The sequence below is a fragment of the Aquariibacter albus genome (genome assembly GCF_014145335.1).
Lineage (GTDB): Bacteria > Pseudomonadota > Gammaproteobacteria > Burkholderiales > Burkholderiaceae_C > Aquariibacter > Aquariibacter albus.
This window is the reverse complement of sequence record NZ_JACIVI010000001.1, coordinates 601,593-620,817: the sequence shown is the minus strand read 5'-3', so window position 1 is coordinate 620,817 and position 19,225 is coordinate 601,593. Positions and strand designations below refer to the sequence as shown.

The following is a 19,225-nucleotide window of genomic DNA, read 5'->3' as shown; positions in this document are numbered from 1 at the left end:
GCCATGGATGCAGACAACTCCCCCGTCCGCAAGGCAGCGCCAGCCCAGGGCGGCACCGTCGAGCCGGCCAATCGCGCCCCCGTGGCGATCGAGCGGTTTCAGACGCCAGCTGACACGCCCGGCGAGCGCTACGAGATGCGCGATCCCTTCGCGGAAGTCACGTACCGCGCAAACACCTTCACCGAGATGGTCGCGAAGGCGGATCAAGTCGGCAGCACGCGCATCGTCGCGGTGGCCGAGGACGGCAAGCGCACGCCGATCCAGAAGGTTGATGGCGAGTGGCAGCGGGGTCCGCAGCGCCCGGCGGCGCCGGAGCGACCCCTGGACGCCGTACCAGCGCGTGACGAGGTGCCCGAGGTCACCAATGTGGTTCCGATGCCGGGCGCCGCCAAGGCACCTGCGCAGCCCGGACAGGTCGATGCCAAGACCGTCGCCAAGATCGACGCCCAGGCCGAACGCGCCGCACTCGTGGCTCGCATCGAGTCCGCACTGATGGATCGCTACATCATCAAGCGCGCGCCGGTGACGATGGGCGACGTGACCATCGGACGCACCGAGTACCGCTTTCGCGGCGACACGTCGCGCGTGGCCTTCACCGAATCGACCTTCCGCCTGGCGACGGAAACCAACAGCCCCTCGGTCGCCCGCTCGATGGTCGACGTGGCCGAGGCGCGCAACTGGAAGGCGCTGCGCGTCTCCGGCAATGAGGACTTCAAGCGCATGGTCTGGCTCGAGGCGTCGGTGCGCGGCGTGAAGACGCTGGGCTACGAACCGAATCCCGGCGACCTGGAAGTTCTGAAGCGCGAGCGCGAAGCCCGGCTGGTCAACCGCATCGAGCCGGCCCGTGACGCTGGTGCCGCGGCAGCAGCCCCCGCCGACAAGGCATCGGCCCGCGGCGGCGGTAGCCGTAAGGCCGTGCTTGCCGCCATCGAGGCGGTGCTGGTCGCCAAGAAGGTGCCGGAGAAGCAGCGCGCGGCCGTGATGGCCGCCGCGACAGAGAAGCTCGCGCAGCGCATCCGAGACGGCCAGGCGCCGAAGGTCAAGGTCTACGACAAGGCGGCCCCATCGCAGCGGCCCGTCGTCATGCCGACGCCTGAGATGCAGCGCACACGCGACCGCGCCGCACCGGCACCTGTGCGATGAGGCGACGAAGTTGGAGATTCCGGCCCAAGGCATCACGGCACCGGCGGCGGTCTACGAGATCGCCGGCCGTCGCTTCGAGATCGGGTCGCGAGGCTTCGCAGACGCCATTGCCGACGCCCACGCCGGCCACCAGCGTCCCCGCTGCCTGTGTCAAGCTGAAGGCGTCGAGATGTACGTGGCGCGCCTTGGCGAGGGCTACATCGTCAAGCGCATGCCCGACACAGGAAGCCACCACGCGTCCGACTGCCCGTCCTATGAACCGCCGGCCGAGGTCTCCGGCCTGGGGCAGGTGCTGGGCAGCGCGATCACTGAGGACCCGGATACAGGCGAGACCACGCTGAAGTTGGACTTCCCGCTGAGCAAGATGCCGGGCGGATCGCAGATGCCGCCTACGGGCGGCGACAGCGACAGCGTCACCAGCGACGGCACCAAGCTCTCGCTGCGCGGCCTGCTGCACTACCTCTGGGACCAGGCCGAGCTGACGCGCTGGCATCCTGGCTTCGCCGGCAAGCGGACCTGGGCCACGGTGCGAAGACACTTGCTTCAAGCGGCGGACCACAAGTTGGCGCGCGGCGACGCGCTGCGCAACCGGCTCTATGTGCCGGAGCCGTTCTCCATCGCCGAGCGAGAGGCGATCAACGCGCGGCGCCTTGCGCAGTGGCAGCATGCGGTCGGCGTACCCGGGAAGGCGCAACACCTGATGCTGCTGATCGGCGAGGTCAAGGAGATCGTGCCCGCGCGCTACGGCTTCAAGGCGGTCGTCAAGCACATGCCCGACCAGGCCTTCGCCATCGACGAGCAGCTGTACCGGCGGCTCGGGCGGCGCTTCGAGCGGGAGCTGGCGCTGTGGGGCGCCAGCGACGACATCCACCTGGTGACGATTGCGACCTTCGGCGTGGGCCGTGCCGGCGTTCCGGCGATCCAGGAGTTGTGCCTGATGCCCGTGACGCGCCAATGGCTGCCGGTTGCCGACGGGTTCGAGAAGCAGCTTCTGGATCGGCTCGTCGGCGAGACCCGTTGCTTTGTGAAGGGCCTGCACTACAACCTCGGCCGGGGCGACCGGATCGCGAGCGCCGTGCTCACCGACTGCGAAGGGCCAGCGCCGATGCTGCTCATCGGGCCTGCTGATGCCGATGAGTCCTCGCCGGGGCCTGAGAATGGCGCCGCTGGTGTCGCCCCGATCTGGACGTGGCGTCGATCCGGAGAGCCGATGCCGCCTCTTCCGCTCCCGCGCATCCATTCGCCCCGGACGGCGCCCACTCAGGCCGAGCAAGCATCCCGGACGGCTCGCGCAGGGTGACTATAGAATGCATTACTTGCGCATAAGTAGTGCACTTTGCTACCATTCGGGCATGCCTGCCCGAAGCAATGCCGCCAAGCTGCTGCGCCTCGCCGCGAAGCAGCCCGTCGTATCGGCGCGCGAGCTGTCCGCGGCCGGCATCCCTGCACGCACGGCCTCTCGCATGGCGGCGCGCGGCCAGGTCCGTCGCGTGGGGCGCGGGCTGTACACCGGCGCCGAGGGCTCGCCAAGCGCCCACCAGTCAGCGATCGAGGTGACCCGGCAGGCGCCCAAGGCCGTGGTGTGCCTGCTCTCGGCCCTGGAGATCCACGGCATCGGCGTGCAGGCCCCCTTCGAGGTCTGGATCGCGCTGCCGGCCGGCACCCACGCTCCGAAAGGCACCCACACCGCGCTGCGCGTCACCCGCCTGTCCGGCGCAGCGTTCACGGAGGGCATCGAGAGCATCGTGCTCGACGGCGCGCCGGTCCGCGTCTATAGCCTCGCCAAGACCATCACCGACTGCTTCAAGCTGCGCAGCAAGGTGGGCCTCGACGTGGCGCTCGAAGCCCTGCGCGAGGCATGGCAGCAGCGCAAGGTGACGATGGATGACCTGTGGCGCTACGCCAAGGTCAACCGCATGACCAACGTGATGCGCCCGTACCTAGAGGCGATGACGGGATGAGCGCCGACCGCTCGGCTTCAGTGCTCGCCCGCCTGCTCAATCGCTCACGCAGCACGGGCGAGAGCTACAACCTCCTGCTCTCTCGCTTTGCGATCGAGCGGCTGCTGTACCGGATGTCGGTGTCCCCGCATGCCGGCAGTTTCGTGCTGAAGGGCGCGCTGCTGTTTGCGCTCTGGTACGACACGCCGCATCGGCCGACGAAGGACGCCGACCTACTGGGCTTCGGCGCGGATGACGCGGACACGCTGCGGAGCACGTTCACCGCGATCTGCGCGATCGACGCGGACGATGGAGTTCGATACGACACCTCAGGCATGCGGATCGCGCCGATCCGTGAAGACAACGTCTACGGCGGGCTGCGTCTGAACATCCCCGCGTCCATCGGCAGTGCGCGCCTGCCGGTGCAGGTGGACATCGGATTCGGCGACGCGATCACCCCCGCACCCGAGTCGGTCACCTACCCGACCCTGCTCGACGATCTGGCAGCTCCATCGCTGCGGGCCTACCCTGTCTACACGGTGATCGCCGAGAAACTGCACGCGATGGTCGTGCTGGGCATGAACAACAGCCGGATGAAGGACTTCTTCGATCTGGCAGTCATCGCCAGGACCTCGGAGCTCGACGGCGCTACGCTGGCGTCCGCCATCCGTGCGACGTTCGCAAGACGAAACACACCGGTGCCGACATCCGTTCCTGCTGCGCTGACAGCCGAGTTTTCGTCGAACCCTATCAAGGCCCAGCAGTGGCGGGCCTTCGTTACGAAGGCTGGCCTGCAGTGGACTAGTCTTCACACGGAGATAGAGACCCTCGTCGTTTTCCTGGTCCCGGCGCTTCTCGCGTGCAGCCTCGGCGACGACTTCAAACCGACGTGGAACCCTTCTACGCGCGACTGGGTCGGCGCCGAGGCAAACGATTCCCAGGCATAGACCTCCTACTGCCTCGACGCGAGGCGGCTGAGGTTCTCCTCGTCTAGCGATCGGCTGGCCACAACCTCCACGAGCAGCTCTGCAGTCAGGCAATCAGAGAACTTCAGGTCCGACCGCTCGACAAGGTTCGAAACGAACGCCTTCCTTGCCACCGGAAGCACAGGCGACTTGACGACACTTGTCATCGACGTACCAGGGTCAGCTTCTATCCAGAGGTCGTCTACTCGGACACTTCCCGCATCCTCGAATCTCAGAGCGATCGCGCTATTGACTGCCCCGCCCGCAAACGTCCACCAGCGCAACCGACCAGACGCCACATGCTCAAGCAACATTGAGCCCTGTCGCTCGGGTGCCGTGATCAGTTCACGCACCTCACTCAATTGCTGTGCACCCCGCCTCGACAGTCCGAGCTCCGCGTCGCCCTCATTCAAGAGAACGCGCCGCATGGCCTGGCACACCTCAAAGCCCAACCAGCGCGATGTCCCTAGCCATCTTGACTTGCCCCGGTCTTCTGTCGGCTCCACCGACACTGTTCGCCTCGACCAGTCCACGCACGTGACCTTCCAGCTGCGACCGCCAAGCAGTAGGACAGTAGGTCTCTCCCGCTGCTGTTGAACCGCCATCGGATCCACGTACCCCAGCTCAGTGGCTCCGTACTTCGCTGCCAGCACCATTGGGCTAGCGAATGCGGACAACAGATCGAGGAAGTGCCCCCGTCCATAGAGCTTTTCACCCTCGGGCCCCATCGACGTGAGTCCGCTGCTAACCAGTAGGATCCCCTTGGCCACCATGAACTCGAAAACTGCTGCAACGGTCGTCGCGGCTAGCTCCGGGAACTGAGAATGTCCCATGCCCACGACTTCGTGCGCCGGAGTTCCAGGCTTCTCTAGAGCCAAAGCCATCATTTGTTGAGCAACCATGTGCCACGGCATGGGCGGCGGCTTGACGTGCTCTACATACTTGTCGCGCCACAGAGTTGTGATCGCGCAGGCCAGCAGGAACGCCTCGTCGCTCGTAGTCAGGAAGAGGCAGTTGCGGCGACTGCCGCTCCGCCGCCCGGTGCGACCCATGCGCTGCAGAAACGACGACACAGTGCTCGGCGAGTCGATCTGGATCACGTGGTCCAGATCACCCACGTCGATTCCTAGTTCCAACGTGCTGGTGGCAACGATCACGCAATCCTGCTCCTCGGCGAATGCCGTCTCTGCAAGCTTGCGCTCCGATGCGCTCAGGGACGAGTGCGAAACGAAGGTTCGCGTGTTCAATGCGCGCAGCGCTACCGCCAACTCTTCCACCTTAGATCGACTGTCGCAGAAGACCAGTCGCTTGGCGCCTCGGTGCAGCCGAGAGATCACCGTCGCGGCGTTAGCCATCGTGCCGACGTGATCGATCGTGACATCTGCGTCGGTGGAGACCGACGAAGAGCCGACGATCTGCCACTCACCTGAACCAGCAAACCATTCGAGCAGTTCTTCAGGGTTGCCCACTGTCGCAGACAGCCCGATCCTCTGAATCGGTTGCCTCGCGTAGGCCTCAATGCGCTTGATGACGGCCCGTAGATGCCAACCGCGGTCGTCACCTGCAAACGCATGCAGCTCGTCAACGATGATCGTGCGGACGTTGCCGAACCAAGATGGTCGGTCCACTTTCGTGGAGATGAGCATCCCCTCAAGGGACTCTGGCGTCGTCAACAAAACATCGGGGGCCACCCGCTTGGCCCGAGCCTTGGCGCCTTGCCCGATGTCGCCATGCCAGACCTGTACGGTCCTCCCGACAAAGCCTGCGTAGCGCGATAGTCGCGATTCAAGGTTGTTCAGCAGCGCCTTGATCGGGCAGACATAGATGACGCTCGGGCCAGGCCACTCTTCGGTCGCCATGCGCGACAACACAGGGATCGCTGCAGCTTCGGTCTTGCCACCTGCAGTCGGCGCGAGGATCAGGCAATGCTTGCCTCCCAGGATCGGCTCCACTGCGTCGGCCTGCGTCGATCGCAGACCAGTCCAGCCCATCGAGTTAACGATGTGGTACTGCAGGGCACCATGCAGCCGATCGAACGCCTCCACGCTCATTGGCGGCCACCAGAGCTGTCGAGACGTTCACAGTTCGATGTCATCGACCGAACTCACACCGACCGAGGCACGCTCCTGGGCGGTCATCTCACTCTCGGAGATGGTGAGCGCATAGTGTTTGCGAGGGTCGAAGTCGTCGAACTGATCGACGCGGTCCATCACGTCGGCCACCAACTTCTTGAGGAACAGCCTGGGCGAAACACCCACCTTGCCGCCCAAGTTGCCAGTCACTGCCTTGGCGAGTGACTCGACATACCCATCGTCGACCAGGGTACGGACCCTGTCTCCGGCTGCGGCTCCGTCGGCATAGATGTCTCGCACCTTGCGACCCACTTCGAGGAGCGATTCATGGCCGAAGGCCGGCAAGCGGACCTGTACGGCACGTGGATTGTCAAAGCGCGAATCCGTACCGAAGTCGACGTGCAGCCGCTGGGCAAGGGGCGCAAGACGCTGGATGCCTTGGGCACCTTCGTAGAACGCCTGAGTACCGGTGATGAGCAAGTAGAGACCCGGGAAGCGGCCGGCGTCAATCTCGTCGATCCACTGCCGCAACGCATTCAAGCCCCGTTCGCGCGTGTCGGCACGCATGCGCTGCAGGGTCTCAACCTCGTCCAACACGAGCAGCAAACCGCCGTAGCCGGAGTCGCGCAACATGGTCAACAAGCCGGACAGGAAGTTGGTCGCTCCGAAGTGATCAATGTCTCCCTTCACCCCAGCGGCGCGTCGGACTGATGCAGCCACGTTGGGCTGACCACTGAGCCACGCCATCAGCCCGTCAGCCGTAGCGTTGTCGTTGGCCTGCAAGGCACGGCGGTATGCGCGCAGAGTGGCTGAGAACGCCGGCGCCACCTTGGTAACACTGGCGAGCCGCGCCTCCATCAAGGCCTCTGTCTTCGATAGCAGCATCGCCTCGTCCGAAGGATCGAGGCTTGCGTCTTCGAGTACATCGCGTTCCAACGCATAGAACCAACCGTCAACGATCCCGCGGAATGCACCCTCACCGCTGTCAGCTGTCGCTATGCGCTCCACCAAGCGCCGGTAAACGGTTTCTAGTCGATGCAGCGGCGTCTCGGTCTCGGAAATCTGCACTTCGCTCGTCGCGAGGCCTCGGGCCCGGGCGCGCTCCTGCAGCCAACGGCCGAAGAAGGTCTTGCCCGAGCCGTACTCTCCGCGGATGGCCTTGAATGCGCCACGTCCTGCCGAGACGGCGTCCAACTCTTCGTCAAGGGTTCCCTGCAATCGACCGTATCCAACAGCCAGCGCATCAAGACCTGACTTGGGGACCGTGCCGCGCCGCAGCGCTTCGATCACCTCGGCTCTTCGTTGTGGGCTGATCACGTTGTGGCCCTCACCGCACCATCACCCGAAACTGTCGGGCAAGCAGTTCCTTGTTCAGTTCAACAGTGCCAGCCGTCTCATCGAGAACGAGCACCGCGGCCTGGTCGACGTTCAGAACACGCTTCGCAGCATTGACGAAGCCGCTGATGCGCATGGCAGGCATGCCCAGACGCTGCGCGAGCGCTGCCTTGGAAAGCTTCCCACCTCTTGCTGCCAAAGCATCCAGCAACGCTCGTACGTCAGCGTCGGCGGGTGCCACGCGTGCGGCAAGCGCCTTCTGGGCCATGTAGGCTGGCGAGGCCTGAAGCGCGTCAATCCAGTGCACCCCCGGCGCCGGAGGGGCCACCGGGTCTGCCGCCCCAAACAGGTCAGGTTGCGGCAATGCCACGGGCTTCGGCCTCGGTGGCTTGCGAGAGAACGCCGGGACCTCGGGCGCCAACGGTTGCGCTGCAGCCTCCAGGGGCGACCACCAATCAGGTTGGGGGGCTGCGGCCACCTGCCAACCCTTGAGCGTCATGTTCCGCGGCGTGAACACGCTCAAGGGCACGACGACTTCCTGTGCCGAGACTCCCCCGTGATAGCCGTTCTTCTTGGCGCCGTGGCGAACACCTTCCGACCAGGAGCAAACCACAGCGTCTCCGGCTGCGGTCTTCACGCGGCCGCCCTCGAACAGCAACTCACTCCCATCCAGCGGCCCCGAAGGCAGACGCCAGCGATCTCCGTCGCCGTGACCTCTTTGAACGGTGCCATCGTCGATCACATGACCGTGATCGGCAGTGATGACAACGACCCGCCGTGCCCGGCGCGCTTCGCTCAGCAATGGCCCCAGCAACCGCAGATCGTCGACAGTCCATCGCACGTGGATCTGGTTTGAACCACTCAAGTGGTCGTCCACGGCGTTGTAGACAACCGCCACCACCTGCTGCTGTGGTGAAGCGATGGCGTCCCGGACCTGCGATGACAAGCCCTCAGAGTCCGAAAGTTCACCCTTGTGGAAAACGACTGGCGCCACGCCTGCCCGAGATGCCGCCACGAGTGCCGAATGACTCGAGAACGCCTGCTTCTCCTGCGCAGCCGCTCCGACGACCAAGCGTCCCGATAGAAGACTGGTACGGCTCACCTCGGTAATCGTTGGAAGGGCAGCAACACCCACCGCGAACGTCGGTGTCGGACCGACAATGTGTTCGTCCCACCCCAGCGCCTCCAGGTCTTCGCCTAGCTCGCGGAAGATGCTGTAGCTCAAGCCATCTGCGACCAACAGCAGCACTGGCGCCTGCTGTGCCAGGGGGGCAATCAGTCGCTCGTTGACCGCTTCGACCGGCATGCATGCAGGCTCTGCCCTCGGCTCACGGTTCCACACCTGGAGGGCCTGTGCGAAGGCCGCGTTGAACTCTTCGGCCTTCCGACGCGCCGCGTCTCGCAGCGAAACGAAAGCCGCGGAAAGACCCGGCAAGTCGTCGCCGCCGATGAGCTTGAACCGGGCCCAGTCAACAAACGCACCTTCACGTGCATAGGCCTGGGCAAGCGCGGCGAATCCCGTCGCGGCTCGGGTACTGCGGCCCTTGCCGTCTGGCCGCTCGGTGACCATCCACCGACACAGGCGAACCGCCATCTTCACGCGCAGCATGCGTGTGCTCGCTGCATCGGCGTACGCGTGGGTCGAAACCGAGCTGGCGGCACGCTCAACCGACTGGAGAAGTGCCGCCGATGGATCAGCGATGAAGGCCTTCAGTGCTTCGGCCAGCAGCCCAAGCCGTTGTTCCAAGCCGAGCGGCAGTACATCGCTCAGGTGCGCGTAGGCGTCCACATGCAAGTCGCGCAGCAAAGCCTCGGCACGTTCATTCACCCCGTGGCGCAAAGCAGGCGTCAAGGGAGTCAACGCATTGGCACTGAGCAGCTTCGCCGCGTCAGCGGCCCATAGACGCCCGTCTGCAATGCCGATTCGCTTGTCGCCCATGAATCGTTCGAGCCGAATCGCAGCAGCCGCCAGCTCGTGAACGCCCTCACCTTGAGGAGACAGAACAACGCCGCAAACCAGCCCGAGCGGCACGGCATCCTGGGTATTGCCGGCCACTACGCAACGCATGACTAGCGTGCCGACGGCACCGGCCGAATCACCTAGCCATGCAGAGATCTGCGGCTTCGCGGCGTCGGGCAAATCGGCAAACACTCCTGCGGAGTCGGTGCCGAGCGACCAGTTCAACAGCATCGCCGCATCAGGCCGAGAAGCCTCCAACGCAAGGCACCGGCTCAGGGTGTGCCGCCAAGCGGTGTCCAAGTCCAGAAAGCCGTTTGGCACCGGCGGATAGGCACCCATGCTGGCTCGCTCTACCAGCAGTTGTGCCATCCATCGAAAGCGGCTCAACCGCGCATCGATCTCGCGAGCCTTGAACAACTGCTGAACCATGCCCCATGCGTCGGGCTGAAAGACCTGAGTGCGCGCCAGTCGGGCTATGACATCGCCACCCAAGTCGCGAGAAGCCATCGGCGTCAGCAAGATGAGCCCCCGCGCCTCCTGGCCGTCCCCCGATTCTTCGAGGGCCGATAGAGCTTCACGCGCCATCAATGGGCTCTCGCACCATCGCAGCTGGAACGCCCGACCCGCCAATGTGATGGACTCCGGCCACGCGGCCTTCGCCTTGGCCTGGATCGCGATCACTCTGGCATCGCTGGCACGGTCCAGCACCGCGAGTGCCTGAGCCTCGATCTGCGGCAACGACAAGGGGCCGGCAACCACGGTCACTTGCTTCCTCCCGGCTTCTCCAGCCGCCATGAGATGGAAAGCCGCAGCTCCGTATCGCTGTCCAGCTTTGCGTGCAAGTCGTCTAGCAGGGCGAGCGCCTGCGCACTTGCAAGGTCAGCCGCGGCAGACTCCTGAACGACCACCGGCGGCCTGGGCGCTGCGCCACCAGGTGTCGCCGGCGCCTGCCCCGCGGGAGGGAGCGGTGGCGACACGGGGCCGCCCGGTGTTGGCCCGGGAGCCGGCGGCGGCGGCGGGGGCGGCGCTGCGGTCAGCAGCCGAACCGCTTTGCCACGCTGATCATCCAGGGCTGCCTTCAGGCCAATCGCGTGCTCATCGGCGGCAACTGCCTCACCCACCTTCGAGACGATCGCTCTTCCCGCCACTTGCCGGTCGTCGGCCAGCGCCTTCATGGCCTCAAAGATCTCCCAGGCTGCGGTGCGCGCCGCCTCGTCCAGCTCACGGGCCTTGGCCAAGGTTTGGCGCATCGCCACGTCAGAAGTCTCAATCGTGGCCTGGGCAAGAGCGGTGACGACGGCAGCGCCATCTGCACTGACAAGGCTGGCCACCAACGCCATGGCGGACCGCGCAGTTTGAAGCCGATGATTGGCCCCGCCGGTCGGGAACAGTGCTGACTTCTCGTTCAAGGTCTTGACGAGGCTGACCATCGGCTCGCGAGCTTCACGGGCTTTGACCTGCACGTCCTCGACCAACTTGGCCACGTTGCTGGCGTTCCGCGACGTGGGAATGGTCAGACCGAACAGCGACGCCGCTCGCTTGCAAGCTGCGTCCCAATCCGCTTGCTCAGGCAGTGTCTGCTCTCGAAGCTCCAGCTCATCAGGCATCTGGTCGATGCCCGGGGCGTAGGGAACATTGCCCTTCACGAACCGCCGGTTTGTTTGCCCAGCGAAGGTCAGGATGATCAGGTTCTGCACCTCTGCGGGCAGACCCATCGCCAACGGTTGGTCCATCCAGCGGCGCAGATTCGCCACCGTGAACGCGGCGCCTTCCTTGGCTTGCTCACGCAAGAAGTGCGAGCGCCAGTGGTCACCCAGCACAAAGTGCGTCTCACCCGTCTTACCGAGCTGTACCGGGTCGGCGATCGAGCGGATGACCTGCCTCAGCACTCGGTCACTGACCAAGGCCCGCCCATCGCTGGATGCGACGGCACGCTCAATCTCGGGCCAGACCTTCCTCACCGCAGCCAGCTTCACCTCGGTGTCAAAGACCGGGTGCGCTGGGTACTGATGCCTGAACAGCTGATCCAGCAGCGCTTCGAACGCAGACTTCAGGTTCGCACCCACCGGCGGCAGCGGGGTCAGGGTCTGGTCCAGCGAGCGGAACTGGTCTTCAGGTGCCAAGGGGTTGACCACGGCATCGCGCGAATCGCCTGCAATGCCGTAGGCCACTTCCAGGTACTGCCGAACGCGCTGCTGCAGCTGATCACGCTGGTTGCGCAGCAACGCCTGCGCCGGCCCGCGGTCCACCAGCGCCAAGTGCGAGGCCAGGTCGTTGAATCGCTCGCCTGTGAGGATGTAGTCCAGCACCACCAGCCGGCCGAGGTCATGCTGGGCCTTCGCACTGAAGAACGAAGGCATCCACACCAGCGTCTGCGTGTCATCCCCGTGGTATGCCGCCAGCCTGGCCAAATCGTCTGCGGGCGTGTACTTCTGGTCATCAAACGGAAAGTCGATCACCACCGTCCAGGTGCCGGGCCGCCCACGCAGCTTCTCGTCCGACATCTCGCGCACGTTCTCGTACAGCACCTCCACCTCGCGCCGCGTACCACGCCACAGCACGGGGTAGGTGGCGAACATGTCATTGGTGTCGGTCACGCCAAGCTGCTCGAAGAGCATCTCGCGCACTCGGCGCCGTCGGTTGCCCGGGTTGTCGCTGGACGCTGCCGGGCCACGCACGATGGGCTCGATGTCCACGCCCGTGACCTGGATCGAGATCAGCGAGTTGGCATCGTCGGTGACCTTGATCTCGCCGATGTCGGCAGCCCACTCCTTGCACTTGCGCAGGACGTCCTGGGTCTCGCGGCCCGGAATGGGAGACCTGATCGTGCCGTGGTTCAGCGCTGCCAGGCGCTGCGCCGTCAATGCCTTCAGGGACTCCACCTCGGGCACCAGAGCGCTCAGCAGAAGCGTCTTGATCAGCCGCGCGTCGTTGCGCAGCATGCGGGCCTTGGCAGGATCCGCATCGCCGATGCGGATGTTCTCCCAGGTCACACCGTGCTGCCGCTCCAGGTGGGGCAGCAACTTCTGCTTGTACAGCCGCTTGGCGTTGTCGAAGTGGATCCGCATCGCCTCGGAGAACGGCTCGTCGCCGTCGGCAATCACGTCGAAGAGATCGCCTACTGGGATGATCTGGCCCAGCTCCAGGTCGTCACGCCTATCCACCAGCAGTTGCAGCATCAGCTTGAGCGCCGTGCGCTCTCGCTGCAGTGCAGCCGACACGGCGATCAAGGTCTGCACCAGTGCCGGGCTGAACGGGTAGACCTTGCGGAACATCTCCTTGTCCGCAGTCTCGGTGAGGAGCGTGTTCCAGACCTCTGGCCTGACCCGCTGGAACTCGTCGAAGGCATTGCCAAGCGTCTGCCGCGCAGCCTCCGATACCGGCTTGAGCACGCGTTTCTCGACGATCGCAGGCAAGTTGCGGTCCTCGAGCCGGATGGTGTGGAATCGTGCTTCCCAGTGCCGCAGCGAGTCGCTGAACTGCAGTTGCAGCGATCCGGCCAGATTCTCCCCCACCAGCTCTCGAAGGTCGCGCTGCCGGGCCACAAAGCTCACGAGCGGAATCGGCCGATCCGCATTCCCGGCCTCAACCAACTTGACGAGCTTGGTGCCTTCGCTGCTCACAAAGCTTGCGTCTGCCGCCCGGCTGGCCAGCCACAGGATCAGTTCATCCAGGAACAAGATCACCGCGTCATAGCCGAGCGCCTTGGCATGACGGCTCATGATGCTGAGCCCGTCGTCCAGCGGCACGAAGGCCTCGCCACGGCTCTCCGCCACATCGGCGACGGCCGTGAAGAACCTGCTGATGAGGTCGCCCACCAGTCGCACGCGATCGTCGCCACTCGGCGGCTCCAGCATCGCGGCCTCGAATGAGGCAGCGTCCCACCCGCCACTCAGGTCGCCCCAGCCGCTGTCACCACCACTCCCCGTACCCGATCCCGCGTTCAGGTCCCGAAAGAAGGCCTCGTCGCCGCTGCGCTTGCGCATCCGCACCGCATCTTCGAACAGGCGCTCAGACAGGTAGAAGCCCGGAACGGGTGCATCGGGATGCCGCTGGCGCACGAACTCTGCATAGCCACCCAGGATGGCCGACTCCATGCTGCGTGCGCCGATCATGTGGTACGGCACCAGCAGAAACTTGCGGTCCTGAGTCCACCCGTTGTGCTGGGCCACCACGTTGGCCAGCTCCGGCATGGAGCGCGCCGAAACGTTGTTGTCGAGCAGCAGATTCAGCACGGCCATGAAGTGGCTTTTGCCGGCGCCGAAACTTCCGTGCAGGTACGCCGCCTTGCTGGTACCTCCCTGCACGGCCTGCTTGATGAAGGTCAGCGCGTCGTTGAAGCACTCATTGAGTTGGCGGGTCACGACGTAGTCGCGCAGTGTCGCTTCTGCATGCGTGACGCCGTCGGCCAGCTTCAAGACGAAGTCGCCCTGGTGCACCTGCTCTGGGATGGCGATCAGTTCTCGAATCAGTGTCATGCGGTGTGTGCTTTCTGCGGTAGCCCGAAGGTCCTGGGATCAGAGCTGCCGGCGCCAGATGTCCAGGCTGACCAGGGCAACGCGACTCATCCATTGATCAAATCGAAGACGTAGGTCATCAACGGGCTCGCGGTAGGCGAACTGAAAGACCTCTTCACTGACCAAGTAGGGGCCATCTGTTGTGGTCTGGCCGTCGGTCCGGTCTCGATATTCGAGAAAGGCCGACGCTGCCATGATGCCAACGAACTTGGTTCCAAGACCGTGGAAGGCCACCACGACATCCGTTTCACGGTCTTCGTGAATACGCAAGCGAACCCATGCGCGATAAGTTCGCGTGTCGGCAAAGTAGTCAAGCTGCTGGGCAGTCTTGACTATCTGATGTTTGAAGTAGTGGTCTGTATTCGCGTCACTTCGCTTCACCGAACTGCGATAGCCCGGATCGATTTCCCGCAGCTGCGCGATCAGCTGTGTACTGAGCTCTTGAAGCCGCTGCTCCGCCAGTCCGACCAGGTTGTCTGCGTGTGCGGATGCCTGCGACTGCATTTCCTGCACTTCGGCGTACCTGCGCTGCCGCATTCGATCTGCGGCTTGAGCGATGACATGCGCGAGCGGCTCTGTTTGACGGAGTGCGTCCTCGGACAGGCTCAGTGCACGGATGAACGCCTGCTTCTGTACTCTTGCGATCAAGGTGGCCAGCGGACGCAGATCACCGTCGTCCGCAGCTTCGAGCGCATCGATGTACTCATCTCGCTGATCACGGTTGATCACAAGCGGGAACCAACCAGCTTTCAGAAAGACAAGCGACGCGATGGCTCGGGCAACTCGACCGTTGCCGTCCTGGAAGGGGTGAATCTGAGTGAATCGATGGTGAAGCCACGCGGCCGAGACTTCTGGCGGCACGCGGTTGGCCTCGTGCTCAGCGTGCAAAGCGACCAAGCGGTCCATCTCCGAGGCCACATGCTCAGGCGGGCAATACTCGTGGACAGTTGCATCACGACGAGTTGGATTGTTCGGCTGCGGCTTCCAGTCGCCGTGAATCAGGGGGACCTGTACCGCGTTGCCAAAGGCATCAATGCCGTCCGTGTACTCCTGGGTCCGGGTCAGCTGCTGATGCAGTTCCTTGATGTACGAGGTGGAGAGCGACCTGCGCTGCGCGACAAAGTCGAACAGGCCTTCCAGCGTGGCCTCTTGGTCCCGAAGTATGGGAATGATCTCGGCGACGGGCCTGTCGGTTGTTCCATGCGGGATGAGGCTTGCTTCGATCCCACGTTCGATCAGCACCTGAGTGATGCCCCGATCCAGAGAGTACAGGCCTTCGATGATTCCTGTTTCGATGGCCCACTCGCGCCGCAGCCGGTCATTGAAACGAGTCAATGCCGGGGAACCTCTCAGGCGGACCGCCTGTTCGCTCCAAACCTGCGCCAAGTGTCCAAGGTCTGCCTGGACCATGCCTGAAACATCTTCCGGCAGGTCTGTGATCGGACTCCATGCATGGTGGACAAGGCTGCTTCCTTGTGGGGTCGTCATGTCGTCCTCCTTCTGCCTCGCCGTGCTGGCTGAGCTGCTGGCTTCCAGGATCGCAGATCGTCCAACGTGAATTGCAGGGCCCGCGCCTCATCGGCAACGAAGCTCTCGTAGTAGTCGCCCATGCGGGCGCCGAAGTCAGGGTTCATTTCGTTGTGCCACTGCTTGAGCCAGGGCACCAGATCGAGCAGGCCGGCCAGCAACGGCTGCAAACGCTCGGGGCTCCAGCCTTCACGCTCCTTCATGTCGATGAAGTAAGAGGCCAGGGCCATCGCCTGCTGAAGATGGTTCCATCCCGCCCAGGCAATGGGCAGGCTGCCATCGGCGCCGCGCTCGCAGCCGGGGTAGCTGACCCAGCGTTCCTTGGGCACGTCCAGGCCTTTTCGGAGGTCCCAGAACCTCGCTGACCTGAAGTCGTCCTTTTTGTACCTAGGCGGCACAGGAATTCGACCCACTTCCTCGGCTTTGCGCTCGTCCTGGTAGCGCTTAACCTCTTCCGCCAAGCGCTTCTCGACCCACGCCTCGGCCTCGGGAGTGAGGAGCGCCTCGGCGCCCAGGTCGAAGCGCGTGCGAGCCTCGGTGGTGAGCTCGGCGCGCCAGCCGGGGGCTTCCTGTGCCAGCACCTCGGCATCGACTACGTCCTCGCGCCGCTGCAGCGCCCAGGTAGCTTCCCATTGCGCACGTTTGCGCAGGCCCGTCTCGCTGTAGCGCAGCACGGGTAGGAATGGCACGGCCTCGTCGGCGACTAGCTCGGCCACGACCTGGTCGATGTCGAAGCCGGCGTGGCCCGCGTGCAGCTCGGCGATCTGCATGAAACCGGCGTCATTGCGCACCGCATCAGCGAGGCGGCTGACGGTGGTGAGCTGTGGCGGCTGGTCCGCACTGGCCGGCCACAGGTGCGGGGCCTCCAGGCGGTCAAGCAGCCAGCCGCGCAGTGCGGCGCGCTCCAGGTCTTCCCAGGCAGGCGTGTTCCAGCGGCGCTTGTACTCGGGCCGTTCGATCAGAGCGATGCTGCGGTCGCGCTCGATCAGGGCGATGCGGCGCTGGACGACCTTGCGGTAGTCCTCGGGCCAATGCGCAGGGATCTCAGTGACGGGCGTAGAGCCGTGACGCTCGAACCAGACGGTCGTCTCGCGTCCGGCAGCAACGCGACGGGCGAGCACTATCTCAAAGGCGCGCTCGCCCAAGCGCACGTCGGGCGGCTGGGCGGCGCAGCATAGGTCTTCGGCATCGTCGGGCAACAAGCCGTAGAGTGCGTAGCAAGTCCAGTCGAGTTCCTCCTGCCAAGCCACCGCCTCACGGCGCAGGCCAGCGGCGCGGTCCCGCATCGCATCCAGGCCCTGACGGGTAGGCAGCGGCTGAGCGCCTTCCCCCGCGCCGCAAAGCTGCGCCGCGGGCAGGCAGGCTCCGATGTCGCGCGTGAGCGTATCGAGTGTCCGGGCCAGCGTCAGCGGTCGATGAGGGGCGAGCGGAAACTCGGCCACATTGGTAGCGTTGAAGGCATAGCGCTCGTCCCAGAGAGTCTTACGCACGCGCGCACCTTCGCCGCCGACGCTGTCGCCGCCCTTCGGGAAGCAGACCTGCTTCAACCAGAAGCACGCCACCGACGAATTGAGCAGACCGAGCAGCCCCAGGTACTCATCTTCACCGCTACCGGTGGCAAGCTTGATCATTGGCGCCGTCTGTTTAAAGACCTTGCCACCGCGGTCCAGGACGAAGTGGTTGTGGGTGGCAATCTCTCCGAAAGCCAGGACATAGCGATAGCGCAGCCGGTCCACAGTTACTTGGTGCCAGCCCCACCAAGGACGCCCCTCCTCGAGGTAGGTCGTACGTCCAAACGTCACCCGACTCCCCAGCGTAGTGCGTTGGGGCCAGAGCCACCGCATCGCTCGCGGTAGCTTGTCCGCGGGCACAAGCCCGGCATCTCCGTATGGCGCGAAGACCACTTCAGTTGCGCCGAGACTCCAATCCCGGACCATGTCTCCTTCGACAAGGGAACCAAAGGCTGAAGCTTCCAACTGGAGGCGCGTGGGTACGGAGGCGGGGACTACGAATGCCTCGTCGGCACTAGTTCTACCTGTCCCAGAAACGACGGTACCCCTTGGAAACCGGGCTGGAAAGCGCTCGTCAAGCAGGTCCGAGAGCTCGGCCGCTCCACCGCCCCCAATTCGCCACGGATGCCGTTCGAATTTGGCTCTGGGCATGTCCGTCGCGCTGACGAAGTCGTTCTCGAACCCCGGCCTGTCTGTCGCCTCGAGGATGGAGGTCCACACACTCCCGAGCGCAGGATCCTCCGGTGTCGACGGCTCGCCCTTGATGCCAAGGACGCTGCGAACCAGGTCGCCCACAGGTGTGCGATTTCGCCCTAGAAGAATGACAGTCGGCGTGCCGTGACCCGGGATGTAGGCCCCCGAGGTGTCGATCATGTGAGTGAGGTCATACGCAGGTAGAACCTCAGTGACGAGCTTTGGACCGAACTCGCGCTTCATGAACGAGTTGGTGGTGATCAGCCCGACGTATCCGGCATGCCCCCCGCCCCGGCCCCGCAGAGTCAGGTCGAAGAAGCGCTCCGTAAACGGCACACCCAGGGAATACTGCCCTTGGCAACTCGCGTATCGCTTCCGATAGGCGCCGTTGAGCCTCGCGTCTTCAACCACGATGTACGGCGGGTTGCCCACCACTGCGTGGTATTGGAGGCCGAGGATGCGGTTGACCTCTTTCAAGTCCTCGCTGGCGTAGGCATGCGCCAGCCCAGTGCCTGCGTAGTGCTCGGTGCCCTCGAACATCCCTTCGGTGACGGTCAGGCCGAAGCGGGTGCCGTGCAGCAGGCTGTCGCCGATAGCCACGTTGAGCTTGAAGTCGGGCGCCTCCGACAACCGATGCACGTCGCTCACCTGCAGTGCCGCGATCCACAGCCGGAAGCGTGCGATGGCCACCGCGAACGGGTTCAGGTCCACGCCGGCCACGGCGTCCAGCGCCTTCTGCGCGATGTCGCGCCGGTTGCGGCCAGGCTCGGCACGCGCCCAGGCGTCCACCAGGCGATAGAAGCCGCCTAGGAGGAAGTGGCCGCTGCCACAGGTGGGGTCGATCATCCGCGCCTCGCTCAGGCCGTACTCGCGAATGGCCGGGGTGAGCGTGCGGTCGAGGATGAAGGCCTCGACGAAGTCGGGCGTCTGCAGCAGCGCGTAGCGCTTGCGCGTGGCCTCGGAGAGGTCCTGGTAGAGGTCGCCGAGGAAGCGTGTGTTCCAAGTAGGGTCCGTGAAGTCTCGAATCAGCGCACCCGAATCAGCGGAAACCTCTCGCCAGAACTGCAGCACCTCAATCGCTGCGTAGCCGCTGATGCCCAGACGGAACACTGGGTTGTGTGCCTCATCAAAGAATGTGTGCAGCCCAGGAAGCCGGCCTGCTTCTCGGAAACTCGAGATCAGGTACTCGCGATCACTTTCATGCGGGTGAACGCGGAAGTACGCGTCATGCCGATCGCGCGCCAACGCCAGTCGGCCCGAATCCGGAGTTCCGCTGAGCCAAGGCCGATCCACCAACTTGTTGTCTTCGATGAAGCGCAGGAAGACACAGCTCAGCAGCCAGTGCACCCCTGCCTGCGTGATGACTTGCTCAGCCCAGGACTCGAAAGTTTCCGCCGTGCGTTCGGCGTCACGCGCTGCCTGCCACTCGGCCTTCAATTGACCGCGGAGCTGCGGCACTTCGCTGGTGGGGCTGAGGGCACGCTCGCGCAGATCGTCTTCCAGCCGCTTGAGCAGGCGAGTCAGGTCGGCGAGCAGGACTTTGGGATCAACCATCGAATTGG

The 19,225-nt window shown here is 64.5% G+C and carries 10 protein-coding genes; 4 read left to right on the top strand and 6 right to left on the bottom strand.

The window, feature by feature from the left end:
* The first annotated feature begins 3 nt into the window (after window positions 1-3).
* The 4 genes from H4F90_RS02790 to H4F90_RS02775 are packed head-to-tail and all read left to right on the top strand — an operon-like array spanning window position 4 to window position 4,030.
* On the top strand, window positions 4-1,143 hold the full coding sequence (locus H4F90_RS02790; protein ID WP_182661258.1) for an LPD7 domain-containing protein: 1,140 nt from the start codon (window positions 4-6) through the stop codon (window positions 1,141-1,143).
* A 10-nt stretch (window positions 1,144-1,153) separates the two neighbouring features.
* Window positions 1,154-2,443, top strand: a complete 1,290-nt coding sequence (locus tag H4F90_RS02785) for a DUF1173 domain-containing protein (protein WP_220486033.1) — start codon at window positions 1,154-1,156, stop codon at window positions 2,441-2,443.
* A 52-nt stretch (window positions 2,444-2,495) separates the two neighbouring features.
* Window positions 2,496-3,104 (top strand): type IV toxin-antitoxin system AbiEi family antitoxin domain-containing protein, encoded by a 609-nt coding sequence (locus H4F90_RS02780; protein ID WP_182661257.1) that lies wholly within the window; start codon window positions 2,496-2,498, stop codon window positions 3,102-3,104.
* Window positions 3,101-4,030: a nucleotidyl transferase AbiEii/AbiGii toxin family protein gene (locus H4F90_RS02775; RefSeq protein ID WP_182661256.1), complete on the top strand. Its 930-nt coding sequence runs from the start codon at window positions 3,101-3,103 to the stop codon at window positions 4,028-4,030. Before H4F90_RS02780 ends, H4F90_RS02775 begins: the two co-directional genes overlap by 4 nt.
* 5 nt (window positions 4,031-4,035) lie before the next feature.
* Here the strand turns inward: H4F90_RS02775 and H4F90_RS02770 are convergent, their stop codons facing one another.
* Genes H4F90_RS02770 through pglX form a run of 6 tightly spaced genes read right to left on the bottom strand, consistent with a single transcriptional unit; the run spans window position 4,036 to window position 19,217 of the window.
* Window positions 4,036-6,099, bottom strand: a complete 2,064-nt coding sequence (locus tag H4F90_RS02770) for a DEAD/DEAH box helicase (RefSeq protein ID WP_182661255.1) — start codon at window positions 6,097-6,099, stop codon at window positions 4,036-4,038.
* Between the two features lie 27 nt (window positions 6,100-6,126).
* Window positions 6,127-7,437 (bottom strand): BREX system ATP-binding protein BrxD, encoded by a 1,311-nt coding sequence (gene brxD, locus H4F90_RS02765; protein ID WP_182661254.1) that lies wholly within the window; start codon window positions 7,435-7,437, stop codon window positions 6,127-6,129.
* A 10-nt stretch (window positions 7,438-7,447) separates the two neighbouring features.
* On the bottom strand, window positions 7,448-10,180 hold the full coding sequence (gene pglZ, locus H4F90_RS02760; protein WP_328700808.1) for a BREX-2 system phosphatase PglZ: 2,733 nt from the start codon (window positions 10,178-10,180) through the stop codon (window positions 7,448-7,450).
* A complete protein-coding gene (locus tag H4F90_RS02755) occupies window positions 10,177-13,893 on the bottom strand; it encodes a DUF6079 family protein (RefSeq protein WP_182661252.1) in 3,717 nt (1,238 codons plus the stop codon). The genes pglZ and H4F90_RS02755 overlap by 4 nt, the downstream gene beginning before the upstream one ends.
* A 39-nt stretch (window positions 13,894-13,932) precedes the next feature.
* Complete coding sequence (locus tag H4F90_RS02750; protein WP_182661251.1) at window positions 13,933-15,420, bottom strand: Fic family protein; 1,488 nt, start codon at window positions 15,418-15,420, stop codon at window positions 13,933-13,935.
* Window positions 15,417-19,217 carry a BREX-2 system adenine-specific DNA-methyltransferase PglX gene (gene pglX, locus H4F90_RS02745; protein ID WP_235971920.1) on the bottom strand — a complete coding sequence of 1,267 codons (3,801 nt, stop codon included), beginning with the start codon at window positions 19,215-19,217 and terminating at the stop codon, window positions 15,417-15,419. The genes H4F90_RS02750 and pglX overlap by 4 nt, the downstream gene beginning before the upstream one ends.
* Window positions 19,218-19,225 lie beyond the last annotated feature (8 nt).

Excerpts from the sequence above, each read along its gene's own strand:
- H4F90_RS02790 (WP_182661258.1), top strand. The coding sequence starts at position 4 with ATGGATGCAGACAACTCCCCCGTCCGCAAGGCAGCGCCAGCCCAGGGC.
- H4F90_RS02780 (WP_182661257.1), top strand. The coding sequence starts at position 2,496 with ATGCCTGCCCGAAGCAATGCCGCCAAGCTGCTGCGCCTCGCCGCGAAG.
- H4F90_RS02775 (WP_182661256.1), top strand. The coding sequence starts at position 3,101 with ATGAGCGCCGACCGCTCGGCTTCAGTGCTCGCCCGCCTGCTCAATCGC.
- H4F90_RS02770 (WP_182661255.1), bottom strand. The coding sequence starts at position 6,099 with ATGAGCGTGGAGGCGTTCGATCGGCTGCATGGTGCCCTGCAGTACCAC.
- H4F90_RS02755 (WP_182661252.1), bottom strand. The coding sequence starts at position 13,893 with ATGACACTGATTCGAGAACTGATCGCCATCCCAGAGCAGGTGCACCAG.
- H4F90_RS02750 (WP_182661251.1), bottom strand. The coding sequence starts at position 15,420 with ATGACGACCCCACAAGGAAGCAGCCTTGTCCACCATGCATGGAGTCCG.
- pglX (WP_235971920.1), bottom strand. The coding sequence starts at position 19,217 with ATGGTTGATCCCAAAGTCCTGCTCGCCGACCTGACTCGCCTGCTCAAG.